The organism is Thiomicrorhabdus hydrogeniphila, assembly GCF_054656895.1.
In genome coordinates, this window is sequence record NZ_BAAHXL010000001.1 from 697,765 (window position 1) to 721,033 (window position 23,269).

At 38.3% G+C, this 23,269-nt stretch carries 21 protein-coding genes; all 21 read left to right on the forward strand.

Annotation, left to right across the window (positions count from 1 at the left end; genetic code table 11):
- The first annotated feature begins 118 nt into the window (after positions 1–118).
- Positions 119–1,636 carry a glycogen synthase GlgA gene (glgA, locus tag ACYQ0E_RS02920; RefSeq protein WP_460186756.1) on the forward strand — a complete coding sequence of 506 codons (1,518 nt, stop codon included), beginning with the start codon at positions 119–121 and terminating at the stop codon, positions 1,634–1,636.
- A complete protein-coding gene (locus ACYQ0E_RS02925) occupies positions 1,637–4,129 on the forward strand; it encodes a glycogen/starch/alpha-glucan phosphorylase (RefSeq protein ID WP_460186757.1) in 2,493 nt (830 codons plus the stop codon).
- A gap of 178 nt (positions 4,130–4,307) precedes the next feature.
- Entirely contained in the window at positions 4,308–4,826 is a 519-nt protein-coding gene (locus ACYQ0E_RS02930) for a type II secretion system protein (RefSeq protein WP_460186758.1), read from the forward strand.
- A gap of 365 nt (positions 4,827–5,191) precedes the next feature.
- Positions 5,192–7,045, forward strand: coding sequence for a glutamine--fructose-6-phosphate transaminase (isomerizing) (gene glmS / locus ACYQ0E_RS02935; protein ID WP_460186759.1), 1,854 nt, complete (start codon positions 5,192–5,194; stop codon positions 7,043–7,045).
- A gap of 2 nt (positions 7,046–7,047) precedes the next feature.
- Positions 7,048–8,166 (forward strand): GDP-mannose 4,6-dehydratase, encoded by a 1,119-nt coding sequence (gmd, locus tag ACYQ0E_RS02940; RefSeq protein WP_460186760.1) that lies wholly within the window; start codon positions 7,048–7,050, stop codon positions 8,164–8,166.
- 5 nt (positions 8,167–8,171) lie between these two features.
- Positions 8,172–9,062 (forward strand): ORF6N domain-containing protein, encoded by an 891-nt coding sequence (locus ACYQ0E_RS02945; RefSeq protein WP_460186761.1) that lies wholly within the window; start codon positions 8,172–8,174, stop codon positions 9,060–9,062.
- Between the two features lie 13 nt (positions 9,063–9,075).
- Positions 9,076–10,035 carry a GDP-L-fucose synthase gene (gene fcl, locus ACYQ0E_RS02950; protein ID WP_460186762.1) on the forward strand — a complete coding sequence of 320 codons (960 nt, stop codon included), beginning with the start codon at positions 9,076–9,078 and terminating at the stop codon, positions 10,033–10,035.
- A gap of 3 nt (positions 10,036–10,038) precedes the next feature.
- Complete coding sequence (locus tag ACYQ0E_RS02955; protein WP_460186763.1) at positions 10,039–11,340, forward strand: flippase; 1,302 nt, start codon at positions 10,039–10,041, stop codon at positions 11,338–11,340.
- Entirely contained in the window at positions 11,340–12,959 is a 1,620-nt protein-coding gene (locus ACYQ0E_RS02960) for an aldolase catalytic domain-containing protein (protein ID WP_460186764.1), read from the forward strand. Before ACYQ0E_RS02955 ends, ACYQ0E_RS02960 begins: the two co-directional genes overlap by 1 nt.
- Positions 12,956–13,696 (forward strand): 3-deoxy-manno-octulosonate cytidylyltransferase, encoded by a 741-nt coding sequence (locus ACYQ0E_RS02965; protein ID WP_460186765.1) that lies wholly within the window; start codon positions 12,956–12,958, stop codon positions 13,694–13,696. The genes ACYQ0E_RS02960 and ACYQ0E_RS02965 overlap by 4 nt, the downstream gene beginning before the upstream one ends.
- Positions 13,689–14,342, forward strand: coding sequence for an HAD family hydrolase (locus ACYQ0E_RS02970; RefSeq protein WP_460186766.1), 654 nt, complete (start codon positions 13,689–13,691; stop codon positions 14,340–14,342). Before ACYQ0E_RS02965 ends, ACYQ0E_RS02970 begins: the two co-directional genes overlap by 8 nt.
- 1 nt (position 14,343) lies before the next feature.
- Positions 14,344–15,249 (forward strand): hypothetical protein, encoded by a 906-nt coding sequence (locus ACYQ0E_RS02975; RefSeq protein WP_460186767.1) that lies wholly within the window; start codon positions 14,344–14,346, stop codon positions 15,247–15,249.
- A gap of 242 nt (positions 15,250–15,491) precedes the next feature.
- Positions 15,492–15,626 (forward strand): hypothetical protein, encoded by a 135-nt coding sequence (locus ACYQ0E_RS02980; RefSeq protein WP_460186768.1) that lies wholly within the window; start codon positions 15,492–15,494, stop codon positions 15,624–15,626.
- A 77-nt stretch (positions 15,627–15,703) separates the two neighbouring features.
- Complete coding sequence (locus tag ACYQ0E_RS02985; RefSeq protein ID WP_460186769.1) at positions 15,704–16,720, forward strand: glycosyltransferase family 2 protein; 1,017 nt, start codon at positions 15,704–15,706, stop codon at positions 16,718–16,720.
- Between the two features lie 159 nt (positions 16,721–16,879).
- Complete coding sequence (locus tag ACYQ0E_RS02990; protein WP_460186770.1) at positions 16,880–17,785, forward strand: glycosyltransferase; 906 nt, start codon at positions 16,880–16,882, stop codon at positions 17,783–17,785.
- Positions 17,786–17,804: 19 nt separating this feature from the next.
- Positions 17,805–18,689, forward strand: a complete 885-nt coding sequence (gene rfbA / locus ACYQ0E_RS02995) for a glucose-1-phosphate thymidylyltransferase RfbA (protein WP_460186771.1) — start codon at positions 17,805–17,807, stop codon at positions 18,687–18,689.
- The gene (gene rfbC / locus ACYQ0E_RS03000) at positions 18,689–19,264 is read left to right on the forward strand and encodes a dTDP-4-dehydrorhamnose 3,5-epimerase (protein ID WP_460186772.1); all 576 of its coding nucleotides are present in this window, start codon (positions 18,689–18,691) and stop codon (positions 19,262–19,264) included. The genes rfbA and rfbC overlap by 1 nt, the downstream gene beginning before the upstream one ends.
- Complete coding sequence (gene rfbD, locus ACYQ0E_RS03005) at positions 19,236–20,231, forward strand: dTDP-4-dehydrorhamnose reductase (protein WP_460186773.1); 996 nt, start codon at positions 19,236–19,238, stop codon at positions 20,229–20,231. The genes rfbC and rfbD overlap by 29 nt, the downstream gene beginning before the upstream one ends.
- Positions 20,232–21,356, forward strand: coding sequence for a dTDP-glucose 4,6-dehydratase (gene rfbB, locus ACYQ0E_RS03010; protein ID WP_460186774.1), 1,125 nt, complete (start codon positions 20,232–20,234; stop codon positions 21,354–21,356).
- Entirely contained in the window at positions 21,353–22,243 is an 891-nt protein-coding gene (locus ACYQ0E_RS03015) for a glycosyltransferase (protein ID WP_460186775.1), read from the forward strand. The genes rfbB and ACYQ0E_RS03015 overlap by 4 nt, the downstream gene beginning before the upstream one ends.
- The gene (locus tag ACYQ0E_RS03020; protein WP_460186776.1) at positions 22,243–23,256 is read left to right on the forward strand and encodes a UDP-glucose 4-epimerase family protein; all 1,014 of its coding nucleotides are present in this window, start codon (positions 22,243–22,245) and stop codon (positions 23,254–23,256) included. Before ACYQ0E_RS03015 ends, ACYQ0E_RS03020 begins: the two co-directional genes overlap by 1 nt.
- The last annotated feature ends 13 nt before the right edge of the window (positions 23,257–23,269 follow it).

Genomic DNA, 23,269 nt, shown 5'->3' on the forward strand with positions numbered 1-23,269 from the left:
TAAACGGTCTCAATAGTTGTGAATAACCGTTTTACATTTATAAAAAACTTCGTGCCTTAGTGTCTTCGTGGTTAAATTTAAACATTCATAGTAAATATTAGAAAACTCAGGAAATTGCATGAAAATTCTTTTTGCCTCATCTGAAGCCCACCCATTTATTAAAACAGGTGGCTTAGCAGATGTTTCGGGTAGTTTGCCCAATGCATTAGTGGCACTTAAACACAAAGCACGTTTAGTCTTGCCAGCGTATCAATCGGTAATGAAAAAAATACCGCCTAAAACACTTAAAAAGGTGGCTGAATTAACCATTAATGGCTGTAAAAAAACATTAACAGCACATATTTTACAGCTTAAGGTTGGTGCATTTAAAGGCGTAGATTTTCCCGTTTGGTTTGTAGATATCCCAGAACTTTTTGACAGGCCTGGTAATCCGTATTTAGCTGAAGATGGCACGGATTGGTGGGATAACGGCGAACGTTTTGCGGCCTTTTCTATGGTGGTAAATGAAATTGCTATGAATCGATTAGGCTTAAAATGGAAGCCAGATGTTGTAAACGCTAATGACTGGCAAACGGGGTTAGTACCTGCATTGCTAAGCTTAGAAATCGATGCGCCTAAAACGGTGTTTACGGTTCATAATATGGCTTACCCTGGAAACTTTCCAAAATCATTATTTGATAATTTACATCTACCTTGGAAGCTTTGGGGTATGGAAGGTGTTGAGTTTTACGGACATTTTTCTATGCTTAAAGCGGGCTTAATTAAGGCGGATTGGGTTTCGACAGTAAGTCCAACGTATGCTAAAGAAATTTGTTATCCAGAGTTTGCTTATGGTTTAGAAGGGGTTCTGCAAAAACGCGATGAAGAAGGGCGTTTGGTTGGTATTCTCAATGGTATAGATGATCAAGTTTGGAACCCTGAAACAGATAATTTAATTGTGCAAAACTATTCGGCCAAAACAGGGCGTATGGCCGCTAAATTAGCAAACAAAGAAGCCTTATTAAGTGAGTTATGCTTGTATCGCGGTGAAAAAGAAAAGAAATCAAACGCCCGTTTAGCGAACTGTTTAGATAAACCATTAATTGGGTTTGTAGGTCGCATGGTTGGGCAAAAAGGCATGGACTTAGTTTTAGACGTTATGCCAGAGATTATTCAACAAACCAATGCCAATTTTGTGATTGTTGGAGCCGGTGAAAAACATTATGAAGCGCAAGTTAAGCAGTTAGCTAAACAGTTTCCAACCAGAATTTGGGCTTTTATGGGGTATTCAGAATCCTTAGCGCATAGAGTAGAAGCAGGGGCGGATATGTTTTTAATGCCTTCTCGTTTTGAACCTTGTGGATTAAACCAAATGTATAGTTTGGCGTACGGCACGCCTCCGATTGTTCATCATACTGGTGGACTGGCTGACACCGTTGTTAATGCCACGGATGAAAATATTAAAGCGGGCACAGCAACAGGGTTTGTATTCTATGATCCAAGTCGCCACGCATTAAAATCAACCATACTGCATGCTTTGCACTTATTTGGAAAAAAACGTACTTGGCAAAAAATTCAAAAAACAGGTATGGAACTGTCTTTGGATTGGAAGAATAGTGCAAAAAAATATGTAGAACTTTATTCGGAGAGTAAATAAATGCCAACGACCACGGAAGCAAGAAGAATGGAAATTATAGCCGATATGCTGCAGCATATTGGTATGGAAAAAGAAGATGTTGAAGCGGATTTTTTACGTTATTTATGCCATACATTAGGCCGAAATTTAACATCAGAAGATTACTATCTATTTAAAGCGCTCTCATACGCAGTGCGTGATCGCTTAATGATACATTGGAAAAAGACCTGGGAAGCTTATAACGATAAAAAACTTAAAAAAGCCTACTATCTTTCAATGGAGTTTTTGATTGGTCGTTCATTAACAAATAACCTATTAAACCTTGGGGTCGAAAATGAAACCGCAGAAGCCTTGTATGACTTAGGCTTAAATCTTGAAGAGATTGAGGAAGCTGAACGTGATGCTGGTTTAGGAAATGGTGGTTTAGGCAGACTTGCCGCCTGTTTTATGGACAGTTGCGCTACTTTGCAATTACCTGTTATGGGGTATGGTTTACGTTATGAATACGGTATGTTTCGACAACTTATTCAAAATGGTTTTCAGATTGAAGAACCAGACCATTGGTTAGGAACAGGACCATATCCTTGGGAAATTGAACGAGCAGAATATACTCGTGTTATCAAGTTTGGTGGTACAACTCGAAAGTATACAGACCCACACACTGGGCAACTTATTGTGCATTGGGAACATGCAGAGGTGGTTGAGGCCGTTCCATACGATGTGCCAATCCCAGGTTTTAAAAATAGCACCGTTAACACTTTACGCCTATGGTCTGCGCAGGCTCAAGAAGGGTTTAATTTATCTGAGTTTAATGCCGGTTCATACCATGAAGCGGTGGTAGAAAAATCCGAAGCTGAAAATATCACTATGGTTCTTTATCCAAATGATAGCAGTGAAAATGGTAAAGAATTACGTCTTAAACAACAGTACTTTCTTGTTTCAGCGTCATTGCAAGACGTGGTTGAGCAGTGGAAATCAAAATATAAAAGCTTTGATGATTTTGCCGAATGTAATGCTTTTCAGCTTAATGATACGCATCCAAGTTTGGCGGTAGCCGAGTTAATGCGTTTGTTTATTGATAAAGAAGGCCTTGAATGGGATCAAGCTTGGTCAATTGTTTCTAAAACAATGGCATATACCAACCATACCTTATTGCCAGAGGCCTTAGAAAAATGGTCGGTCGGTTTATTTGAAAAATTACTGCCACGTCCACTTGAAATTATCTATGAAATTAATCACCGCTTTTTAATCGAAGTGTCGATGAAATGGCCAGCTGATAATGATCGTTTAAGACGTATGTCAATTGTTGATGAGCATAATAACGTTTGTATGGCTTATCTTGCTATAGTGGGGAGTCATTCTGTTAATGGTGTGGCTGCTTTGCATTCTCAGCTATTAAAAGAAGGTCTGTTTAATGATTTTTATCAGTTGTGGCCTGAAAAATTTAATAATAAAACGAATGGGGTAACGCAACGTCGCTGGTTAGCGGGTTGTAATCCAAAATTGCGTGCATTATTAAAAGAAAATATTGGTGAAAATTGGATAACAGAATTAACGGATTTACAACAAATAGAACCACTATCATCCGATAAAGATTTTCAAGCCAAATGGTATGACGTGAAACAAGCAAATAAAAAACGTTTAGCGGATTTGGTTAAAAAAGAGACCGGGGTTGTATTAAGCGTTGATTCAATGTTTGATGTTCAAGTTAAGCGTATTCATGAATATAAACGTCAATTATTAAATGTACTGCATGTTATTCACCTGTATTCACGTATTAAACGTGGCGACACAACGGGCTGGACAAACCGCAGTGTTATTTTTGGCGGTAAAGCCGCGCCTGGTTACGTAATGGCCAAAAATATTATTAAATTAATTAACAACGTGGCACAAATCGTTAATTCTGATCCAGATGTAGGCGACAAGCTAAAAGTGGTTTTCTTCCCCAACTATCGCGTTTCTGCAATGGAAGTAATTTGCCCTGGTACCGATTTATCAGAACAAATCTCTACTGCAGGTAAAGAAGCGTCTGGTACAGGTAATATGAAATTTATGATGAATGGTGCTTTAACTATTGGAACATTAGATGGTGCAAACGTTGAAATACGCGACGCAGTAGGGGATGAAAATTTCTTCCTGTTTGGGCTACAAACACCAGAAGTAGAAGAATTGCGTCATCATTACCAGCCACAAAGTTACATTAATGGAAGCACTGATTTACAAGCGGTAATGGGCTTGTTGGAGTCTGGGCACTTTAATCATTTTGAACCCGGAATTTTTAATGACATTATCAACTCAATCAAAAGTGCAAATGACCCTTGGATGACCTTGGCTGATTTTAAAAGTTATGTCGAAGCGCAAGAACATGCTGCACAAGCCTATCAAGATAAAGAGCATTGGGTTTGTATGAGTATTATTAACTCAGCTCGTAGCGGTATCTTCTCAACAGATAGAACGATGAAAGAATATAACGATGATATTTGGAAATTAGAGCCAATTACCATTAAAGGCTAACCCTTTTTTACAGTTTTTTTAGCCTTATTCTCTATAGAAAAGCCATCAATTTAAGTTAACCGCTTATTTTGGTGGTTTTTTTATATCTCAGTTTTGGATAACAATCCAATTTTGTATAAAAACTCTTATTATGCTAGATTAAATACGTACATTTAATGCCTTGAGTTAAGGAAGAAATATGTTACGAATACAGTCTGGATTTACTTTGGTGGAGTTAAGCATTGTCCTTATGATTGTTGGGTTGTTGCTTGGCGCAACCTTGAAAGCACAGGCTATGATTGAAAATGCTCAAATACATGCTGACATTAAAAAACTTAAAGAATTTAAAGTAATTACTCTTTTGTATAAAGATAAGTTGTCTCAATTACCCGGCGAAGACACTGATAAACCAGGAAGATTCAAAACGGTTTTATCATCAGACAATTCTCCAACCGAAGGTTTTTTCTATGATATTTATCAAGCGGGGTTGAGTAAAAAAGTGAACCCAAAGCCATCAATAGGCCAAGCGTTTAAAGCAACTTGGGGTGGCAGTAGTGGAGCAAACTATGGCTTAATCGCGGGTGAAAATCAGTTGTGTATTACTGATATTAATGTGAACTTGGCCAGTGCAATAGAATCGCAATTAGATGAAGGCTCAAGATCAAGCGGAGAAGTTGAGTACACATTAAATGGTTCTCAGCTTTGTATGAAGCTATAAATGCAAGGTTACAAGCGAGTGATTGTCTCGCCAGCCGTTCGCAATGGCAATGCGGGCCTGGTCAATCCAAATGTAAAAACATTCACCACTAAGGCACAAAGACACGAAGAAAAACAAAAAAATATCGTCATTATCGGGCATCGACCCGATAATCTCGAGCCACTCTAGGCCAAGATAACTTTAAAAAGCTGGAAGAGATGGATAGGCTTATTTAAATTAAATCTTTAAAAACTTCGTGTCTTAGTGGCTTCGTGGTTCAATGTTTTTTTGGGGGAGAGGAGTACGTATTTTCCTGGAAATAAATACAGAAAGCATCGCTTTTAAGATAAAATACCAACCTTATTTTGTTTGTGTTGAGTTGGGTTATGTGCGGAATTGTTTGTGGTGTAGCAGAAAGAAATATTGTTCCTATTCTGTTAGAGGGATTAAAGCGCCTCGAATACCGAGGTTATGACTCTTCTGGAATTGCTCTTTTAGATGCTAATGCTCATATTCAACGCATTCGTTCTATAGGTAAGATTGTTAATCTAGAGAATAGAATTCAATCTCAAAATACAGAGTTTAGTGGCAGTATAGGCATCGCCCACACTCGTTGGGCCACGCATGGCGTGCCAGCCGAGAACAATGCCCATCCGCATATCTGTAATAACCAAGTTGCCGTTGTTCATAATGGAATCATTGAAAATTATCAAAGCTTAAAAGCCACTCAAATTGAAGAGGGGTACCTTTTTACTTCAGAAACGGATACCGAAGTGGTTGCTCACTGTATCCATCGCCAGCTTCAATCATCCAATACCTTATTACAAGCCGTTAAAAATGCCGTTGCGCTTTTTAAAGGCGCTTATGCGCTGGGTGTTATTTCGCCTGAATTTCCAGAAATATTGATTGCCGCAAGAAAAGGTAGCCCTCTGGTTATTGGCGTAGGTATCGGCGAACACTTTATTGCCTCAGATGTTTCAGCTTTATTACCGGTCACCCAAAATTTTATCTTTTTAGAAGAAGGCGATATTGCCGAAATTACACGAGATGACGTTAAAATCTATGACGTAGATGGCGAGATAGTCGAACGTTCTGTTAAACAATCACAATTATCAGCTAATGCAGTAGAACTAGGTGAGCACCGTCACTACATGCATAAAGAGATTTTTGAACAACCTCAAGCGGTAATAGATACCTTAGAAGGGCGAATTACCAAGGATTCGGTTCTAACCTCAGCATTTGGCCATAATGCCGAATCTCTTTTTAGATCCATTAAGCAAGTTCAAATCATTGCCTGTGGTACTTCTTATCACTCAGGTTTGGTAGCAAAATACTGGTTTGAAGATATTATTGGTATGTCATGCCAAGTAGAAGTGGCCAGTGAATATCGCTATCGAAACCCAGTTGTTCAAGATAATACCCTGTTTGTGACCATTAGCCAATCAGGTGAAACGGCAGACACGCTAGCCGCTTTACAACAAATTAAACAGCTGAAAAAAACAAAAAATATCCCAACTCTAACGATTTGTAATGTAGCGGAATCAAGCCTAACCAGAGAAAGTGATTTAACCTTCTTAACTCATGCAGGGCCAGAGATTGGTGTGGCTTCTACCAAAGCCTTTACGACACAGTTGGTTGCTTTATCCTTATTGTTAACCTCAATTGGTAAAACACTTAATTTAATGGATGAAAAGCAAGAGCAAAAAATTGTTCACGGACTATTAAAATTACCAGGCCTGGTAAAAAGCGCTTTAGAACATGAAGATAAAATCAAAGAAATAGCCAATACCTTTGCAGATAAAAACAACGCACTGTTTTTAGGCCGTGGAACCATGTATCCCATAGCAATGGAAGGAGCGTTAAAGCTCAAAGAAATAAGCTATATCCACGCCGAAGCTTATCCGGCAGGAGAGTTAAAGCATGGACCTTTAGCCTTAATTGATGATGAAATCCCAGTCGTCGCTATCGCGCCAAAAGATGACTTGCTTGAAAAGCTTAAATCCAACTTACAAGAAGTTAAAGCGCGTGGTGGGCAAATGATTATTTTTGAAGATGAAGAGTCTGATATTAGTTCAGATAAAGACTTTAAAGTGGTAAAAACCACGACTAATGTTGGTAGAATTACCGCACCAATCACCTTTAATATCCCCTTGCAGCTACTGAGTTACCATGTAGCTTTAATTAAAGGCACGGATGTGGATCAACCAAGAAATTTAGCAAAATCAGTAACGGTAGAATAATTATGAAGAAAAAAGCCCTAATAACAGGTGTCACCGGCCAAGATGGTTCTTATTTAGCCGAGTTTTTATTAGAAAAAGGCTATGAGGTTCACGGTATTAAGCGCCGTGCTTCTTCATTTAACACTCAGCGAGTGGATCATATTTACCAAGATCCACATGTCGATAATAAAAACTTTATTCTGCATTACGGTGATTTAACGGATTCATCTAACCTAACGCGTATTTTGCAAGAAGTACAACCAGATGAAGTCTATAACTTGGGTGCACAGTCTCATGTAGCCGTTTCGTTTGAATCGCCAGAATATACTGCTGATGTCGATGGTATGGGAACCTTACGTTTGTTAGAAGCGATTCGTTTGTTGGGGTTAGAAAAGAAAACAAAATTTTACCAGGCCTCTACTTCTGAACTGTATGGTGAAGTACAAGAGATTCCACAAAAAGAAACCACGCCTTTTTACCCTAGATCACCTTATGCGGTTGCAAAAATGTACGCATATTGGATTGTGGTGAACTACCGTGAATCTTATGGCATGTATGCCTGTAACGGTATTTTGTTTAACCACGAATCCCCTCGCCGTGGTGAAACCTTTGTTACCCGGAAAATCACCCGTGGGTTAGCCAATATAGCCCAAGGTTTAGAAAAGTGTTTATATATGGGTAATATTGATGCATTACGTGACTGGGGTCACGCCAAAGACTACGTGCGTATGCAATGGATGATGTTGCAACAAGACACAGCTGAAGACTTTGTGATTGCAACGGGTGTTCAATACTCGGTTCGTCAGTTTATCGCCTGGTCTGCTGAAGAGTTAGGGATTACGCTAGAATTTACTGGTGAAGGTATTGATGAAAAAGGCACGATTGTCGCCATTAAGGGTGATAAAGCCCCTGCGTTAAAGGTGGGTGATGTGATTGTACAAATCGACCCAAGATACTTCCGTCCTGCTGAGGTTGAAACCTTATTGGGTGACCCAAGTAAAGCCAAAGCCAAACTGGGCTGGACACCAGAGATTACCGTGCAAGAAATGTGTGCAGAAATGGTAGCAACCGATTTAAAAATCGCACAACGCCATGCCTTACTAAAAGAACACGGACATGATGTTCCTGTGTCTGTGGAGTAAAGGCTTTGACATCTTTAATGCTCGTTGATAAAAACGTTATTCAAAATAAGATTTATACCATTCGCGGCGTTCAAGTAATGTTAGATAGGGATTTGGCTGATTTGTATGGTGTGGAAACGAAGCGTTTAAATGAGCAAGTTAAAAGAAATGTCCAACGGTTTCCTGAAGAATTTATGTTTCAACTTACAAAAAAGGAATTAGAAGATTGGAAGTCGCAAAATGCGACTTCCAATAAAGAGCTACTTGGTTTGAGAAAGCTTCCTAACGTCTTTACAGAACAAGGTGTCTCAATGCTAAGTGCTGCATTAAAGAGTGAAACCGCGATTCAAGTAAGTATTGAAATCATTAAAAGCTTTGTAAAAATGAAAAGATTCATTAATAACAATGCAAGCCTTTTTGAGCAAATTGACTACTTAGAAAGTATACAAAGAAAACACATTTTAGAAACTGATAAAAAATTTAATCAGATATTTAATGCTTTGGATTCCAGTCCAATAGGTAACACAAAACAGGGCGTATTCTTTAATGGACAGATATTTGATGCCTATGTTTTTGTAGTCGATTTAATTAAATCAGCTACAAAATCTATTGTATTAATCGATAACTATATAGATGAAAGTGTTCTGGTCATTCTTTCTAAGAGAATGCCTAATATTCCCGCTAAAATTTACACAAAAAACGCTAATAAATCACTATTGCTTGACTTAGAAAAACACAACCAACAATATCCACCTATCAAAATCATCCTTTTTCAAGAATCTCATGATCGGTTTTTAATAATAGATGATGTCATTTATCATATAGGTGCGAGTATTAAAGATCTCGGGAAAAAATGGTTTGCATTTTCTAGATTAGATAAAACATCAATAAGCTTTACTGAAAAACTTCCAGAATAATGAGGGCTGAATAATGAAAAACATTTTTGTAGCAGGCCATAGAGGTATGGTAGGTTCAGCTATTGTTCGTCAATTAGAACAAGATGCAAACAACACTATTATTACCGCTACCCGTTCTGAATTGGATTTAACCAATCAACAAGCGGTAAATCATTTTTTTGCTAAAAATGACATTGACCAAGTCTATTTAGCGGCGGCTAAAGTGGGTGGTATTCACGCTAATAATGAATACCCTGCGGAATTCATTTATGAAAACCTAATGATGGAAGCCAATATTGTGCATGCTGCACATCTAAATAATGTGCAACAGCTGCTGTTTTTAGGTTCTTCCTGTATTTACCCAAAGCTAGCCCCACAACCAATGAAAGAAGAGGCGTTATTAACGGGTGAATTGGAATGCACCAATGAACCTTACGCCATTGCTAAGATTGCTGGAATAAAACTATGTGAAAGTTATAACCGCCAATATGGACGTGATTATCGTTCGGTAATGCCAACCAACTTGTATGGTGAAAATGACAACTTCCACCCAGAGAATTCGCATGTAATACCTGCATTGTTAAGACGTTTTCATGAAGCGAAATTAAATGACGATCCTGTGGTCATGGCTTGGGGTTCAGGTAAACCAATGCGTGAGTTTTTACATGTAAATGATATGGCACAAGCGTCTATCTTTGTGATGAATTTAGATAATGAAACCTATCAAAAAGAAACTCAGCCTATGCTGTCACACATTAACGTGGGAACAGGTATTGATTGCACCATTAAAGAGTTAACCGAAACGGTAGCAAAAGTGGTTGGTTATCCTGGCAAAATTGAGTGGGATACCACCAAACCCGATGGTGCACCACGCAAATTGATGGATGTATCTCGATTAGAGCGTTTAGGCTGGAAAGCAAACACCAGTTTAGAAGCAGGTTTAACTGCGACTTATGAATGGTTTTTAGCTCATCAAGATGAGTATCGTAAGTAACACATGTTAACTAAACTCCAATCTCTTAAAAATCACAATGGTTTTATTCGTTATTTTAAAAATACAAGCTGGATGATGGCTGAACAATTTCTGCGCATACTTGCAGGCTTGTTTGTTGGGATTTGGGTGGCACGTTATTTAGGGCCAGAGCAATTTGGCTTGTTTAGCTATGTATTAGCTTTCACCGCAATTTTTGGTGGTATCGCCAAACTGGGTTTAGACGGCATTATGGTGCGTGAACTGGTTAACCATCCAGAAAAACGAGACGTCTATCTTGGCACAGCCTTTTGGCTTAAAGTTATTGGTGCATTTATTGTCATGGCCTTAATGGCGGCAATAGTGCCGTTTACCTCAAATGATACTACGACCAATACATTTATCTTCATCATTGCCGCAGGCTTAGTCTTTCAAAGCTTTGAGGTTGTGGAGTTTTATTTTCAATCGCAAGTGCTTGCAAAAATCGTTTCCATATGTAAAGTCATCCAGTTAGTACTCTCATCTGTTATTAAAATTTATCTCGTGCTTACTGGGGCGGACTTAATTTGGTTTGTGCTGGTAACTGCGTTTGACGCATTCAGCCTCGCGGTCAGCTATTTTATCGCCTACAAGCTCTGCAAAAATCCGGCGTTCTACAAATACTTTGACCTCAGCAGCGCCAAACAACTACTCAAAGATTCTTGGCCAATGATATTTACGTTACTCGCAACAATGGTGTATATGAAAGTTGACCAGATTATGATTAACGAATTATTAGGTAGTAGGGAGGTAGGTTTATATGCGGCTTCTGTTAGAATTTATGAAGCTTGGTTAATAATACCTTTTACCATTAGCATGTCATTATTGCCAGCTATTGTAAAAAGAAAATCTCTTGATCGAATGGTTTATGAAAGAGATCTTTCCAGACTATTTGCTTTTGTTTTTTGGCTTTCAATAACCGTAGCGATATTCGTTTCGTTCACGAGTCAAATTATCATTGACGTAACATTTGGTCCAAATTATAAGGAATCTGCTATGGTTTTAATTTTGATTATTTGGGCTGGAGCTTTCTCTGCACTAGGGTCTGTTTCAGCACGATATTTAACTGTTGAAAATAAAGCAAAGAAGCTTGCAGTTAGAATGATTGTTGCAATGTCACTAAATGTTGTTCTGAACTATATTTTACTCCCTATTTACGGGATTGAAGGGGCAGCCATAGCTACCTTGGTTTCATTGATTGTTGCAAATTATTTTATGAATTACTTCGATAAAGATCTAAATCAGCTTGCAAAAGTTGTCAATAGGGCACTAATAATGAAGGTCTTTTAATGAAAAATACTTTTCATCTTGACTGCACTCTCCGCGATGGCGGTTATTACAACGATTGGGATTTTGCCCCCGACTTGGTGGCGGATTATTTGCAAGCTATGGCGGCGTTGCAAGTCGATTTTGTCGAAATCGGTTTCCGCAGTTTAAAAAATGACGGTTTTAAAGGCGGCTATGCCTTTAGCACTGATTCGTTTATCAACAGTTTGCCGGTTCCATCGGAACTCAGCACCAAAATCGGCGTAATGATCAATGGTTCTGAATTAACCAACCAACAACTAGGCCTGGTTTACACATTAGAAAAACTCTTTGCCCCAAAATCCCAATCGCCTGTCACTTTAGTGCGTATCGCTTGCCATGTTCAGGAGTTTGAAGTCTGCTTACCCGCCGCCACTTGGCTAAAAGAACAGGGCTATTTAGTCGGCTTTAACCTCATGCAAGTCGCAGATCGTTCGGCTGAAGAAATCACTCAGCTCGCGCAAAAAGCCAGCGAATACCCGATTGATGCCTTATATTTCGCTGATTCAATGGGTAGTTTGTCACCAAATGATGTATCTAAGATAATTCAAGCCTTTAGAGCAGGTTGGCAGGGTGCACTGGGTATTCACACCCACGATAATATGGGGCAAGCAATAGCCAATAGCTTACAAGCCATTCAAGATGGAGCAACTTGTATAGATTCGACTGTCACAGGCATGGGACGCGGGCCAGGCAATGCCCAAACCGAATACCTAGCGATGGCGCTCGAACCTTATCGCCAATCGAAAGGTAACCCCACCAAAGTATTTGAACTGATTCGCAAACACTTTAAGTCGATGCAAAATCACTATGGCTGGGGAACCAATCCCTATTACTACATGGCGGGGCAATATGGCATTCACCCGAGCTATATCCAAGAAATGCTGCAAGACTCGCGCTACAGCGATGAAGACATTCTTGCGGTGATTGACCATTTAAAAATCGAAGGTGGTAAAAAATTCAGTCTTGATACCCTCGAAGCCGCACGTCATTTCTACTCAGGCGAACCTCGTGGCACTTGGTCACCTAAATCTGTGATGCAGGGGCGAGATGTGTTGATTGTCGGAACTGGCCCTGGTGTGGCTAAATACCGCAATGCAATTGAAGCTTTTATTGAACAGCAACAGCCTTATGTGATCGCACTCAATACCCAAAAAAATCTGCGTGAAGATTTAATCGATGCCCGTGCCGCTTGTCACCCTGTGCGTTTACTCGCCGATTGCCACGAACATCTTAAATTGCCTCAACCACTGATTACGCCAGCGAACATGTTGCCCAAAGATGTACAGCAAGAACTCAAAACCAAAACCCTATTGGATTTTGGTATCGCGGTAAATAACGCAGGCTTTGAATTCCACGAATGTTATGCGCAACTTCCAACCTCATTGGTTGTGGCCTATGCTTTAGCAATTGCGACGACAGGGCAAGCCAATAAAATTTACTTTGCCGGTTTTGATGGTTACTGTGCTGACGATCCACGCTATAAAGAAATGGAAACCTTGATCAAAACCTATCAAGCGCAAACTAAGGCCATCGAGATTAACTCGATTACCCCGACACGTTATGAACTTAAAACCCAATCGATTTACGGACTTTTAACATGAAAACCATTATCGTTATTCCCGCACGTTATAAATCCAGTCGTTTTCCAGGCAAACCGTTGGTGAAATTACTTAGTAAGCCTATGATTCAATGGGTGGCGGAGCTAAGTGCTCGTACAGTAGGCCAAGAAAATGTCTATATCGCCACCGATGACATAAAAATCCAAACCGAGGTATTAGACATGGGTTACCAAGTTGTGATGACGTCAGAACACTGTTTAACCGGAACTGACCGCCTCGCGGAAGTCGCGCAACAAGTCGACGCGGATATTTATATCAATGTCCAAGGTGATGAGCCGTTGGTTAATCCAGATGATATTCTTAAGGTTATTGAAGCCAAAAAAGCTTACCCCAATGAAGTTATTAACGGTTATGCCATTATTGGAGAAAATGAAGACCCGAACAGTGTGAATATTCCTAAAGTGATTTTTACCGAAGACAAACGACTTGTTTATATGTCAAGACAAGCATTACCCGGTTTTAAAGATCAAAAAAACGCACCACAACATTATTACAAGCAAGTGTGTATTTACGCCTTTAACCGAAAAGAACTATTAGACTTTGGTGCATGCGGCAAAAAAAGTACATTAGAGCAATCAGAGGATATCGAAATCATTCGCTACCTAGAATGGAATCAACCGATCAGAATGATACCAACTCGGCCAGGCAGTTTAGCTGTGGATGTGCCAGAAGATGTGGCGAAAGTAGAAATCGCATTAAAGGCGTTATGGCATGAATAAACCAATAACCGAATACCAAACCATCGTTTTCGATTGCGATGGCGTGGTGCTGAATTCCAATAAAATCAAAACCCAAGCGTTTTATGATGTCGCCAAGGTTTACGGTCACGAACCTGCGCAGGCCTTAAAAGATTTTCACGTGCAAAATGGTGGAATTTCACGGTTTGTAAAATTTGAATTCCTGCTGACCGAGATTCTTAAAAAACCAGTTGATCAAACGGAGTTAAATCAACTATTGGATAGCTTTGCAGATGAGGTAAAAAAAGCGTTAATGACCTGTGAAGTAGCCGATGGTTTAGATGAACTGCGTGAGCAAACAAAACACGCCAATTGGCTAATTGTTTCCGGCGGCGATCAAGAAGAATTGCGTGAGGTATTTAAAGCCCGTGGTCTAGACCATTATTTTGATGGCGGTATCTACGGTAGCCCAGACACCAAAGACATCATACTTGCACGTGAAATCAAAAGCAGCAATATCACCAGGCATGCTTTATTCCTTGGCGACAGCAAATACGATTACCAAGCTGCCCAAGCCGCAGCTCTAGACTTCATCTTTCTTACCCAATGGACCGAAGTCAAAGACAACCAGGCCTGGTGCCAAAGTAAAGAGATCCATAGTTTATTGAATCTCAAAAGTGTGATTTAGCATGAAAGAATTTATTAAAAAACTACTACTTTTAAATAAAAATTTTTATATGAGTTATATAAAGTTTCAGCTTTTTAGAAGTAAGTTGTACTTCGGTAAAAAAACATCAAAGCTTAAATCAGGCAAAATACTTGCTCAGTCAGAATTAGTATCCAAAGTTACATCTGCAAAAGTAAACAAAGGATCGAAGGTTTGTCATATCATCGGCTCTGGTTGGTCTTTACATGAATCTGTCACGGTTATTTCTGATAAGGACTTTGTAATAGGCTTCAATTATGCAGGGCTTATAGGCATACCGTTTGATGTTTATTTTGTAGAGTTTGGTGGCGACACGGTAAAAAATATTTCACATCAACATTTGTCTATTGTTGAAGACTATGTATCAAAACATACAAACTTAATCTTCTTTAAAAACTTATGGGAAGATAAAAACGATATGGAATTTGTGAACAATAATTGGTTAGGCATTGCCACGCCAATCAAAGATAGAATTTATCCAATGTTAGACAAAAAGTATCTTGACTCCGTTATTGAAGCAATGCTTTCTGATCGAACCGATTATTTGCCGCAACTGACATCGAGCGTGGTGACTTCAATCATTTTGGCATATAAAGCAGGTTTTGAAAAAATTGTAGTTCACGGTTTGGATTTTGGTGGGCGGTATTTTTACGAAGTGGATGGTTTTCAAGTTGACTCAACTTATATACCGGATAAGAAACCCGAAGGCGGTTTCTACGGTATAACTAAAAAAAACTCTGTGCATCCAACTGCAAGCGGTAATGCAGGGATGAAGGAGGTTGTTCCTGAGTTAAAAGCTTGTTTAAAAAAAAGAGGGGTTAATTTATTTTGTGCGACTTCAATTTCACCTGTTTCGAGGGTTTTGCCTTTATATGGTTTAAATAGTTGATTTCGCATAAAAGGTTTTAAGCAAAATCCATTATTTTGGGTATTTGCATGATAATGTGCTTTACAGTGCAGTGGATGTGATGGTGCTCCCTAGTTTGCAGGAAGCATTTGGTACAAACTGCTTCTGAATCGATGGCGTGCGGTTCGCTGTGGTTGCCTTTGGTGAAACGGGTTTACTTAGAATAGTCGATCACCAATAAACCGGCTACCTTGTACAACCTTTCGATACTCAAGGCCTCGCTAATGGTATTATTTGATATTGCAACACAACATCGCGTGCAAGTCGTCAAAAACGCTCGTGACAAATACTTGCGTGACTTTGATTGCAGGGTGGTTGTACAAAAGTACATTCAGCTTTATAAAGAAGTTTTGAATTAAAATTACCAGGCCTGGTAAATCCTGGAAAAACATACTTGTTATTCTTAATTGAATTGGGTATTTAAATAAAGATAAAAATGATTGGCCCTATGATAGAACTTAATAAAAATTACAGCACTACCCGCCGCGTGCAAAAGATGGACGCAGAGTTAGTCATAGCAGAAATAAAAGCAGCATATAAGCCAGAAGACAAATTTGAAACCGTGCTTTTTTTACCAGAAGGCGAAGGTCGACAAGGCGAGGGTGGTTTGCGTACTCAAGGCCACTTCAAAAAAAAACAAGAAGATAAAACACTTGTCACCGTTGTTACGGTTGTCTACAACGGTGAACAATTTTTAGAAAAAACCATTCTTAGTGTCATCAATCAGACTTATGACAATGTCGAATACATAATTATCGACGGTGGCTCTACTGATGGTACTTTAGATATTATCCGTAAATACGAACATGCCATTGATTATTGGGTAAGTGAAAAAGATAAAGGTATTTACGATGCAATGAATAGAGGTATTTTATTGGCTACTGGACGAGTCTTATCACTTCTTAACTGCGGAGATTATTTCGTAGATAATGCTTTAATTAAAGTAGGTGATTTTTTTCTATCGAATAAACCAACCGCTATTTTAACTGGCGGTGTTATAAAATATGATGAAGCACATGAGTTTATTTTAGAGTCTAATAATGAATCGTTTAATAAACTTATTGACTATACTATGCCTTGTAACCATCCATCTACTTTTATACCTCTATTAGTTTACAAGGTTTGGGGTAGGTTTGATGATTCATATAAAATTTGTGGTGATTATGATTTGATTTACAGATTGAATCATTTTGGAGTAGATTTCTACTTTTCTAATTTTATGTTCGTGAAAATGCAGTTAGGCGGCGTTTCAGAAGTCTATAATTCCATTTTACAAAGAGCTATTGAGCACTATACAGTTAGAATTGGCAAGCTTAATAACTTTTACAATTTTTATCTGTCTTGTAAACTTTATGTAGTAGAAAGTTTTAGACATTTAGTAAAGTTGCTAATAAGTAAAAGGTTACTTATTAAGTATAGAAATATAAAGCACACCTCTAATTTATTTAAGTAAAGAGTCATGTTCAAGAAAACTTTAACGTTTCCACTTAAAGCGGAGCTTAAACAACATGCTTAATCTAGTAATAAAAACGGTTAACACTCCATTTGTTGGAGGTGAAGCTCGCTTTGCAAAAGCCCTAAACAAGTACCTTCAAAAATAAAAGGGTTTACAGTGAAATTAAATAAAGAATATTTTGTAACGGCTGTGCCAGTAGAATCAAAATGTGGTGGTGGATTTGTTACAAGAAAATTTTTGAATTATTTAGGGAGGGATTATAAGTTTATTGTTCGTAAAGAGTCGTATCTAATGAAGCTTCTATTTCAAATATTAGGTTTTATTACGCTTCCTTTTATTCACCCAATCTTTACAAGATATAGCTCTTTTTATTTTTTTGGAAAAAAAACCTATGCTAATTTTAGCCAGTCTTTTGGGTTAGCCTTTTATAATAAAAACGCAGTTTTAATTTGTCATGACTTGCAGTTTCATAGATCTTTTAAGCTTAAAAAATGGGTACTGTGGAGTGAGGGATATTTACTAAGAAGAGCATCAAAAGTTTATGTTTTAAGCAATAGAGATTACCGTGTAGTAACAGAATATTACAATTTACCAGCCCCTAAAGTGGTAAATAGCTTTGAACCCATCTTTGGAGCGGTAGCTAACTTAGATATTGTATTGCCTAAAATCAAGCGGTTAGTTTTTATTGGTTCTTTAGATCGTGAAGAAAACTACGAGGCGATAAGTTGGTTTGTCAATAATATAATTAATGGAATTTTTGTTTCACTTGATATTGTCGGGCATAGTAAAAAAAAGATAGTGCATCCTTTGATAAATTATATTGGATTTGTTGATGATTTAGATATTCTTCCTACAAACTATGATTTAGCTGTAGCTCCTATGTTTACTGGTCAGGGGGTAAAAGTTAAAGTTATAGATTGTTTAGTTAGAGGTTTGCCAGTTCTTGGAACTAAGGATGCTTTTAGTGGCATTGAATCCATACCTCCAGGTTTTGTAACAAATGATCCAGCTATATGGATATCGATTATCAATGAAGAATGTCGATATTATATAAGATCTTAATTTATTTAGGTTCACTCTTATGAAAGGCATTATTTTAGCAGGCGGATCAGGCACACGTTTATACCCAATTACTAAAGGGGTTTCTAAACAGCTAGTCCCAATTTATGACAAGCCAATGGTCTATTATCCTTTGTCTGTTTTAATGTTGGCTGGAATTTCTGAAGTATTAATTATTACCACGCCAGAAGACCAAACCTCTTTTCAACGCCTATTAGGCGATGGTTCAGAAATCGGTATGTCTTTTGAATACATTGTACAACCGTCACCAGATGGTCTAGCCCAAGCCTTTATTTTAGGTGATGAGTTTCTAGGTGATGAAGATGCCTGTTTAGTTTTAGGCGATAATATCTATTACGGTCATGACCTCACCTCTACACTTGCCAATGCGGTAAAAAATGCCAAACAAGAAAACAAAGCCACCGTTTTTGGCTATCACGTAAATGATCCAGAACGTTATGGTGTGGCTGAATTTGACCAAAACGGAAATGTCATCTCTCTAGAAGAAAAACCAGAAAAACCAAAATCTAACTACGCGGTAACAGGTCTTTACTTCTACCCCAATGATGTGATTCAAAAAGCCAAAGCCGTTAAACCTTCGCATCGTGGTGAGTTAGAAATCACCACTGTAAACCAAATGTACCTTGAGGAAGGTCGCCTAAAACTAGAAACCATGGGGCGAGGTTATGCTTGGTTAGATACAGGAACCCATGAAAGTCTTTTAGAAGCCTCATCTTTTATTGAAACCATTGAAAAACGCCAAGGTCTAAAAGTCGCCTGTATAGAAGAAATTGCTTTTGAGATGGGGTATATCACCAAAGAACAACTCATCGAACTAGCACAACCGCTCAAAAAGAACCAATATGGCCAATACCTACTAAAACGTGCACAAGAAGGTCGTGCGTAATGAAGTTTATTAAACAAGTCATTCCAGACGTTTTATTGATAAAACCTAAAGTTTTTGGTGATGACCGAGGTTATTTTGTAGAAACTTTTCGTCAAGACAAGTTTGAAAAAGCCGTAGGCCATAAAGTTAACTTTATACAAGATAATGAATCTAAGTCTACTAGAGGTGTATTAAGAGGCTTGCATTTTCAGTTACCACCTTATGCACAAAGCAAATTAGTGAGAGTGATAGAGGGTAAGGTATTAGATGTAGCGGTCGATATCCGCCAAGGTAGTCCAACTTTCGGTAAAGTGGTGATCGCTGAACTAAGTGCAGAAAACAAACATCAACTGTTTATCCCAAGAGGATTTGCACATGGTTTTGTCGTATTAAGTGAAACCGCCATATTTGCTTATAAAGTTGATAACTACTACTCTCCAGAATGCGATAGAGGGTTAGCGTTCAATGACGCTGAATTAAACATAGATTGGCAAATACCAGCAGAAGACCTAAAACTATCGGATAAAGACCAAAAACAACCAGGCCTGGTAAATTTAGGCAGTTGTTTTGAATACGGTATTGATTACTATGCCTAATCAAAGTAAACGAGTGTTAGTCACAGGTAAAAATGGTCAACTGGGTCAGAGTTTAAAACAACTCTCTACCAACTACCCGTATCTCACTTTTGATTTTGTAGCAAGAGACGAACTCGATTTATCTAATACAGAATCAATCGAAGCCTATTTTGCGAATAATGAATACGATGTCATTATCAATTGTGCCGCTTACACTGCAGTAGATAAAGCCGAATCCGAACCAGGCCTGGCAAATCAAATCAATCATTTAGCCGTAAAACAACTGGCTGAAATTGCCAAACAACAAGATGCAATGCTCGTTCATATCAGTACTGATTACGTGTTTAATGGTCAAAACTACAAACCTTACATTGAATCAGATAAAACAGATCCGCAAAGCGTTTATGGTGAAACTAAGCTAAAAGGCGAGCAAGCGATAGAAGCCATTAACCCTAAAGGTTGTATTATTCGCACAAGCTGGGTGTATTCAGAGTTTGGTAATAACTTTGTTAAAACCATGTTGCGACTAGGCAAAGAAAAAGACCAGCTAGGAATCATCTTTGATCAAGTAGGCACACCGACCTATGCAGGGGATTTGGCAGAAGCTATTTTGCAGATAATAGACCGCACTGGCATTGCGAGGAGCGCAAGTGACGTGGCAATCTATGAAGCCAGTAGTGGGTTTAAGATGGATCGCCACGCTACGCTCGCGATGACAGAGGGTGATGTACTCACTAAAAATGAAGTCTTTCATTTTTCAAACGAAGGCGTTTGCAGTTGGTATGACTTCGCCAAAGCCATTTTTGAATTAAGTCGCATTGAGTGTAATGTTAATCCAATTGAAACCAAAGACTATCCAACACCGGCAAAAAGACCACATTACAGTTTAATGAATAAGGCAAAAATTAAACAAGCCTATCATTTAGAAATACCCTATTGGAAAGACTCACTAAAGGTTTGTCTACAAAAGCTACAGGAACAAGCATAAATGGAAGCTAAAACAATTATTGTCACTGGTGGAGCAGGATTTATTGGTTCTGCGGTAGTACGTGAATTCATCAATCATTCAAATCACCATGTTGTGAATGTAGATAAACTCACTTACGCGGGTAACTTAGAGTCCTTATCTACAATTGATCAAAATCCAAGGTACCAATTTGAACAAGTCGATATTTGCGATGCAGATGAAGTAAAACGTGTATTTGAACAACATCAACCAGATATCATTATGCACTTAGCTGCAGAATCCCATGTTGATCGTTCTATTGATGGCCCAGGTGAATTTATTCAAACTAATATTGTGGGTACTTACACGTTGCTTGATCAAGCACGAGTTTATTGGAATTCATTAGAAAGCGATAAAAAAGCCAACTTCCGCTTTCACCATATTTCTACTGATGAAGTTTATGGAGATCTTCCTCATCCAGATTATTTGGCAGATTCAGAAAAAGCCAGTCTTCCACTGTTTACAGAAGAAACAGCGTATGAGCCTAGTTCACCCTATTCAGCCAGTAAAGCAGGTAGTGATCATTTAGTAAGAGCATGGAACAGAACATTTGGTTTACCAACGCTTGTTACCAACTGTTCAAATAACTACGGTCCTTATCACTTTCCAGAAAAACTGATTCCGTTAGTCATATTGAATGCTTTAGAAGGCAAACCTCTACCAATCTATGGCAAGGGCAATCAAATCCGTGACTGGCTATATGTAGAAGACCATGCACGTGCTTTAATTTTAGTGGCAACCACAGGAAAAATAGGTCAAACATACAACATAGGTGGCCACAACGAAAAACAAAATATAGATGTGGTAAATACAATTTGTGACATTTTAGATGAACTTGCGCCAATAGCAGAAAATAAACACATTCAAAATTCAACATCCAACATCCAGCATTACAAAGACCTAAAGGTCTTTGTAAAAGATCGCCCAGGCCACGACATGCGCTATGCAATTGATGCTTCTAAAATTCAAAAAAAATTGGGCTGGTCTCCAAAAGAAACTTTTGAGAGTGGGATTAGAAAAACCGTGCAATGGTATTTAGATAATCAGGTTTGGTGTAAACATGTGCAAGATGGTAGTTATCAGCGTGAACGTCTGGGAAGTAAATGACTAACTTAAATGCATTGCCTTCTGTTGCTGTTTTACTCGCTGCATATAATGCGGGTAATTGGCTTAAGGAACAAATAGTATCTATTTTAAACCAGAAAAGTGTTGTGGTTGATGTATTTATTAGCGTTGATTTGTCTAATGATGGTACTTATGAATACTGTAAGAAACTTGAAGCTGAACATGAAAATATTCATATTCTGAATTACGGTGGGCGTTTTGGTGGGGCGGCTAAAAATTTTTTTCGTCTTATCAGAGATGTAGACTTTTCGAAATATGATTTCATTGCATTATCAGATCACGATGATATTTGGCTAGACGGTAAATTATTACGAGCTTGTGAAGTCATTAGACTTAAAAAAGTAGATGCTTATTCTAGTGATGTTGTTGCTTTTTGGGAAAATGGTCGCTCAAAGCTTGTTAAGAAATCTTATCCGCAAAAGCGATTTGACTATTATTTTGAAGCAGCGGGTCCTGGATGTACTTATGTTTTTTCTTGTCAAACACTACAGAAATTTAAGACATTTTTAATTGAAAATTGGGAAGAAGTTAATCAGGTGGCCTTACATGATTGGATGATTTATGCCTTTTGTCGTTCTAATGACATGACGTGGCATATTGATAATTTACCATTGATGAAGTACAGACAACATAGCTCTAATCAAGTAGGTTTTAATTCTGGTTTAAAGGCATACTTGAAACGAATTACAATGGTCAAAGATAAATGGTACCGTTCAGAAGTTAAAAAAATTACCAATTTGACCAATCAATCAGATAAGAGTGAAATTACTCTAGACAGAAATTTTTTAATTAAACATTTTTGGCAGTTAAGAAGACGTACTAGAGATGCATATGCATTATTAGTGATGTTGCTACTTGGTGTATTTTGATGAAATTATTATTAACAGGTGCTACTGGTTTTATTGGGAAAGCTTTAGTCTTATCATTACTTGGATATGATTATTCTATTCGCGCATTACTTCGTTCCCCTTCATTAGATTTACCTCATGTTGTTGACCAGGTAATTTGTGATCTGACAGAGCTAGTAGATGAGGTATTGGAGCAATCCAGACATAGTAAGCTGGTATCTGCTTTAAAGGGTGTTGATGTGTTAGTACATACCGCTGCACGAGCTCATATTATGCAAGAGGAAGCAGCTAATCCTTTAGAGGAATATCGTAAAATGAATCGGGATGCGACGTTGGTTTTGGCGCGAATGGCGGCTGAATCTGGTGTTAAACGTTTTGTTTTTTTGAGTTCGATTAAGGTGAATGGTGAATTTACCAGGCCTGGTAATTCTTTTTTACCTGATGATAAATACATTCCTACTGACCCTTATGGCTTATCTAAATATGAGGCTGAGCAGGGTTTATTAAAGATTGCAAAAGAGACAGACATGGAGGTCGTGATTATTCGTCCTCCATTGGTTTATGGACCAGGTGTTAAGGCCAATTTTTCTTCTATGATGAATTGGGTTAATAAGGGTGTTCCTTTGCCATTTGGTGCTGTGCACAATAAACGCTCTTTAGTTGCTTTAGATAACTTGGTCGATTTTATTTCTTTGTGTGCAGATAGAGAGAAATCACCAAAAGCGGCGAATCAGGTGTTTTTGATTTCGGATGGTGAGGATGTTTCTACTACTCAGCTATTACAAAAAGTCGCTAAAGCCTTTAATAGAAAAGCAATGCTACTACCTATTCCTGTTTGGTTAATGACTTTTATGGCTAAGTTATTAGGGAAAGGGGTTGTTGTTAATAGACTGTTTGGTTCTTTGCAAGTTGATAGCTCTAAAGCCCGTGATTTACTTGGTTGGAAACCTGTCACTACAATGGATGAGCAATTAAAGAAAACCGCAGATTTATTTAAAGATAACCACGAAGACACTAAGTCACGAAGTTTTTAAATACATGCTTTCA

Excerpts from the sequence above, each read along its gene's own strand:
- glgA (WP_460186756.1), top strand. The coding sequence starts at position 119 with ATGAAAATTCTTTTTGCCTCATCTGAAGCCCACCCATTTATTAAAACA.
- ACYQ0E_RS02925 (WP_460186757.1), top strand. The coding sequence starts at position 1,637 with ATGCCAACGACCACGGAAGCAAGAAGAATGGAAATTATAGCCGATATG.
- ACYQ0E_RS02930 (WP_460186758.1), top strand. The coding sequence starts at position 4,308 with ATGTTACGAATACAGTCTGGATTTACTTTGGTGGAGTTAAGCATTGTC.
- glmS (WP_460186759.1), top strand. The coding sequence starts at position 5,192 with ATGTGCGGAATTGTTTGTGGTGTAGCAGAAAGAAATATTGTTCCTATT.
- gmd (WP_460186760.1), top strand. The coding sequence starts at position 7,048 with ATGAAGAAAAAAGCCCTAATAACAGGTGTCACCGGCCAAGATGGTTCT.
- fcl (WP_460186762.1), top strand. The coding sequence starts at position 9,076 with ATGAAAAACATTTTTGTAGCAGGCCATAGAGGTATGGTAGGTTCAGCT.
- ACYQ0E_RS02955 (WP_460186763.1), top strand. The coding sequence starts at position 10,039 with ATGTTAACTAAACTCCAATCTCTTAAAAATCACAATGGTTTTATTCGT.
- ACYQ0E_RS02960 (WP_460186764.1), top strand. The coding sequence starts at position 11,340 with ATGAAAAATACTTTTCATCTTGACTGCACTCTCCGCGATGGCGGTTAT.
- ACYQ0E_RS02965 (WP_460186765.1), top strand. The coding sequence starts at position 12,956 with ATGAAAACCATTATCGTTATTCCCGCACGTTATAAATCCAGTCGTTTT.
- ACYQ0E_RS02970 (WP_460186766.1), top strand. The coding sequence starts at position 13,689 with ATGAATAAACCAATAACCGAATACCAAACCATCGTTTTCGATTGCGAT.
- ACYQ0E_RS02975 (WP_460186767.1), top strand. The coding sequence starts at position 14,344 with ATGAAAGAATTTATTAAAAAACTACTACTTTTAAATAAAAATTTTTAT.
- ACYQ0E_RS02980 (WP_460186768.1), top strand. The coding sequence starts at position 15,492 with ATGGTATTATTTGATATTGCAACACAACATCGCGTGCAAGTCGTCAAA.
- ACYQ0E_RS02985 (WP_460186769.1), top strand. The coding sequence starts at position 15,704 with ATGATTGGCCCTATGATAGAACTTAATAAAAATTACAGCACTACCCGC.
- rfbA (WP_460186771.1), top strand. The coding sequence starts at position 17,805 with ATGAAAGGCATTATTTTAGCAGGCGGATCAGGCACACGTTTATACCCA.
- rfbC (WP_460186772.1), top strand. The coding sequence starts at position 18,689 with ATGAAGTTTATTAAACAAGTCATTCCAGACGTTTTATTGATAAAACCT.
- rfbB (WP_460186774.1), top strand. The coding sequence starts at position 20,232 with ATGGAAGCTAAAACAATTATTGTCACTGGTGGAGCAGGATTTATTGGT.
- ACYQ0E_RS03015 (WP_460186775.1), top strand. The coding sequence starts at position 21,353 with ATGACTAACTTAAATGCATTGCCTTCTGTTGCTGTTTTACTCGCTGCA.
- ACYQ0E_RS03020 (WP_460186776.1), top strand. The coding sequence starts at position 22,243 with ATGAAATTATTATTAACAGGTGCTACTGGTTTTATTGGGAAAGCTTTA.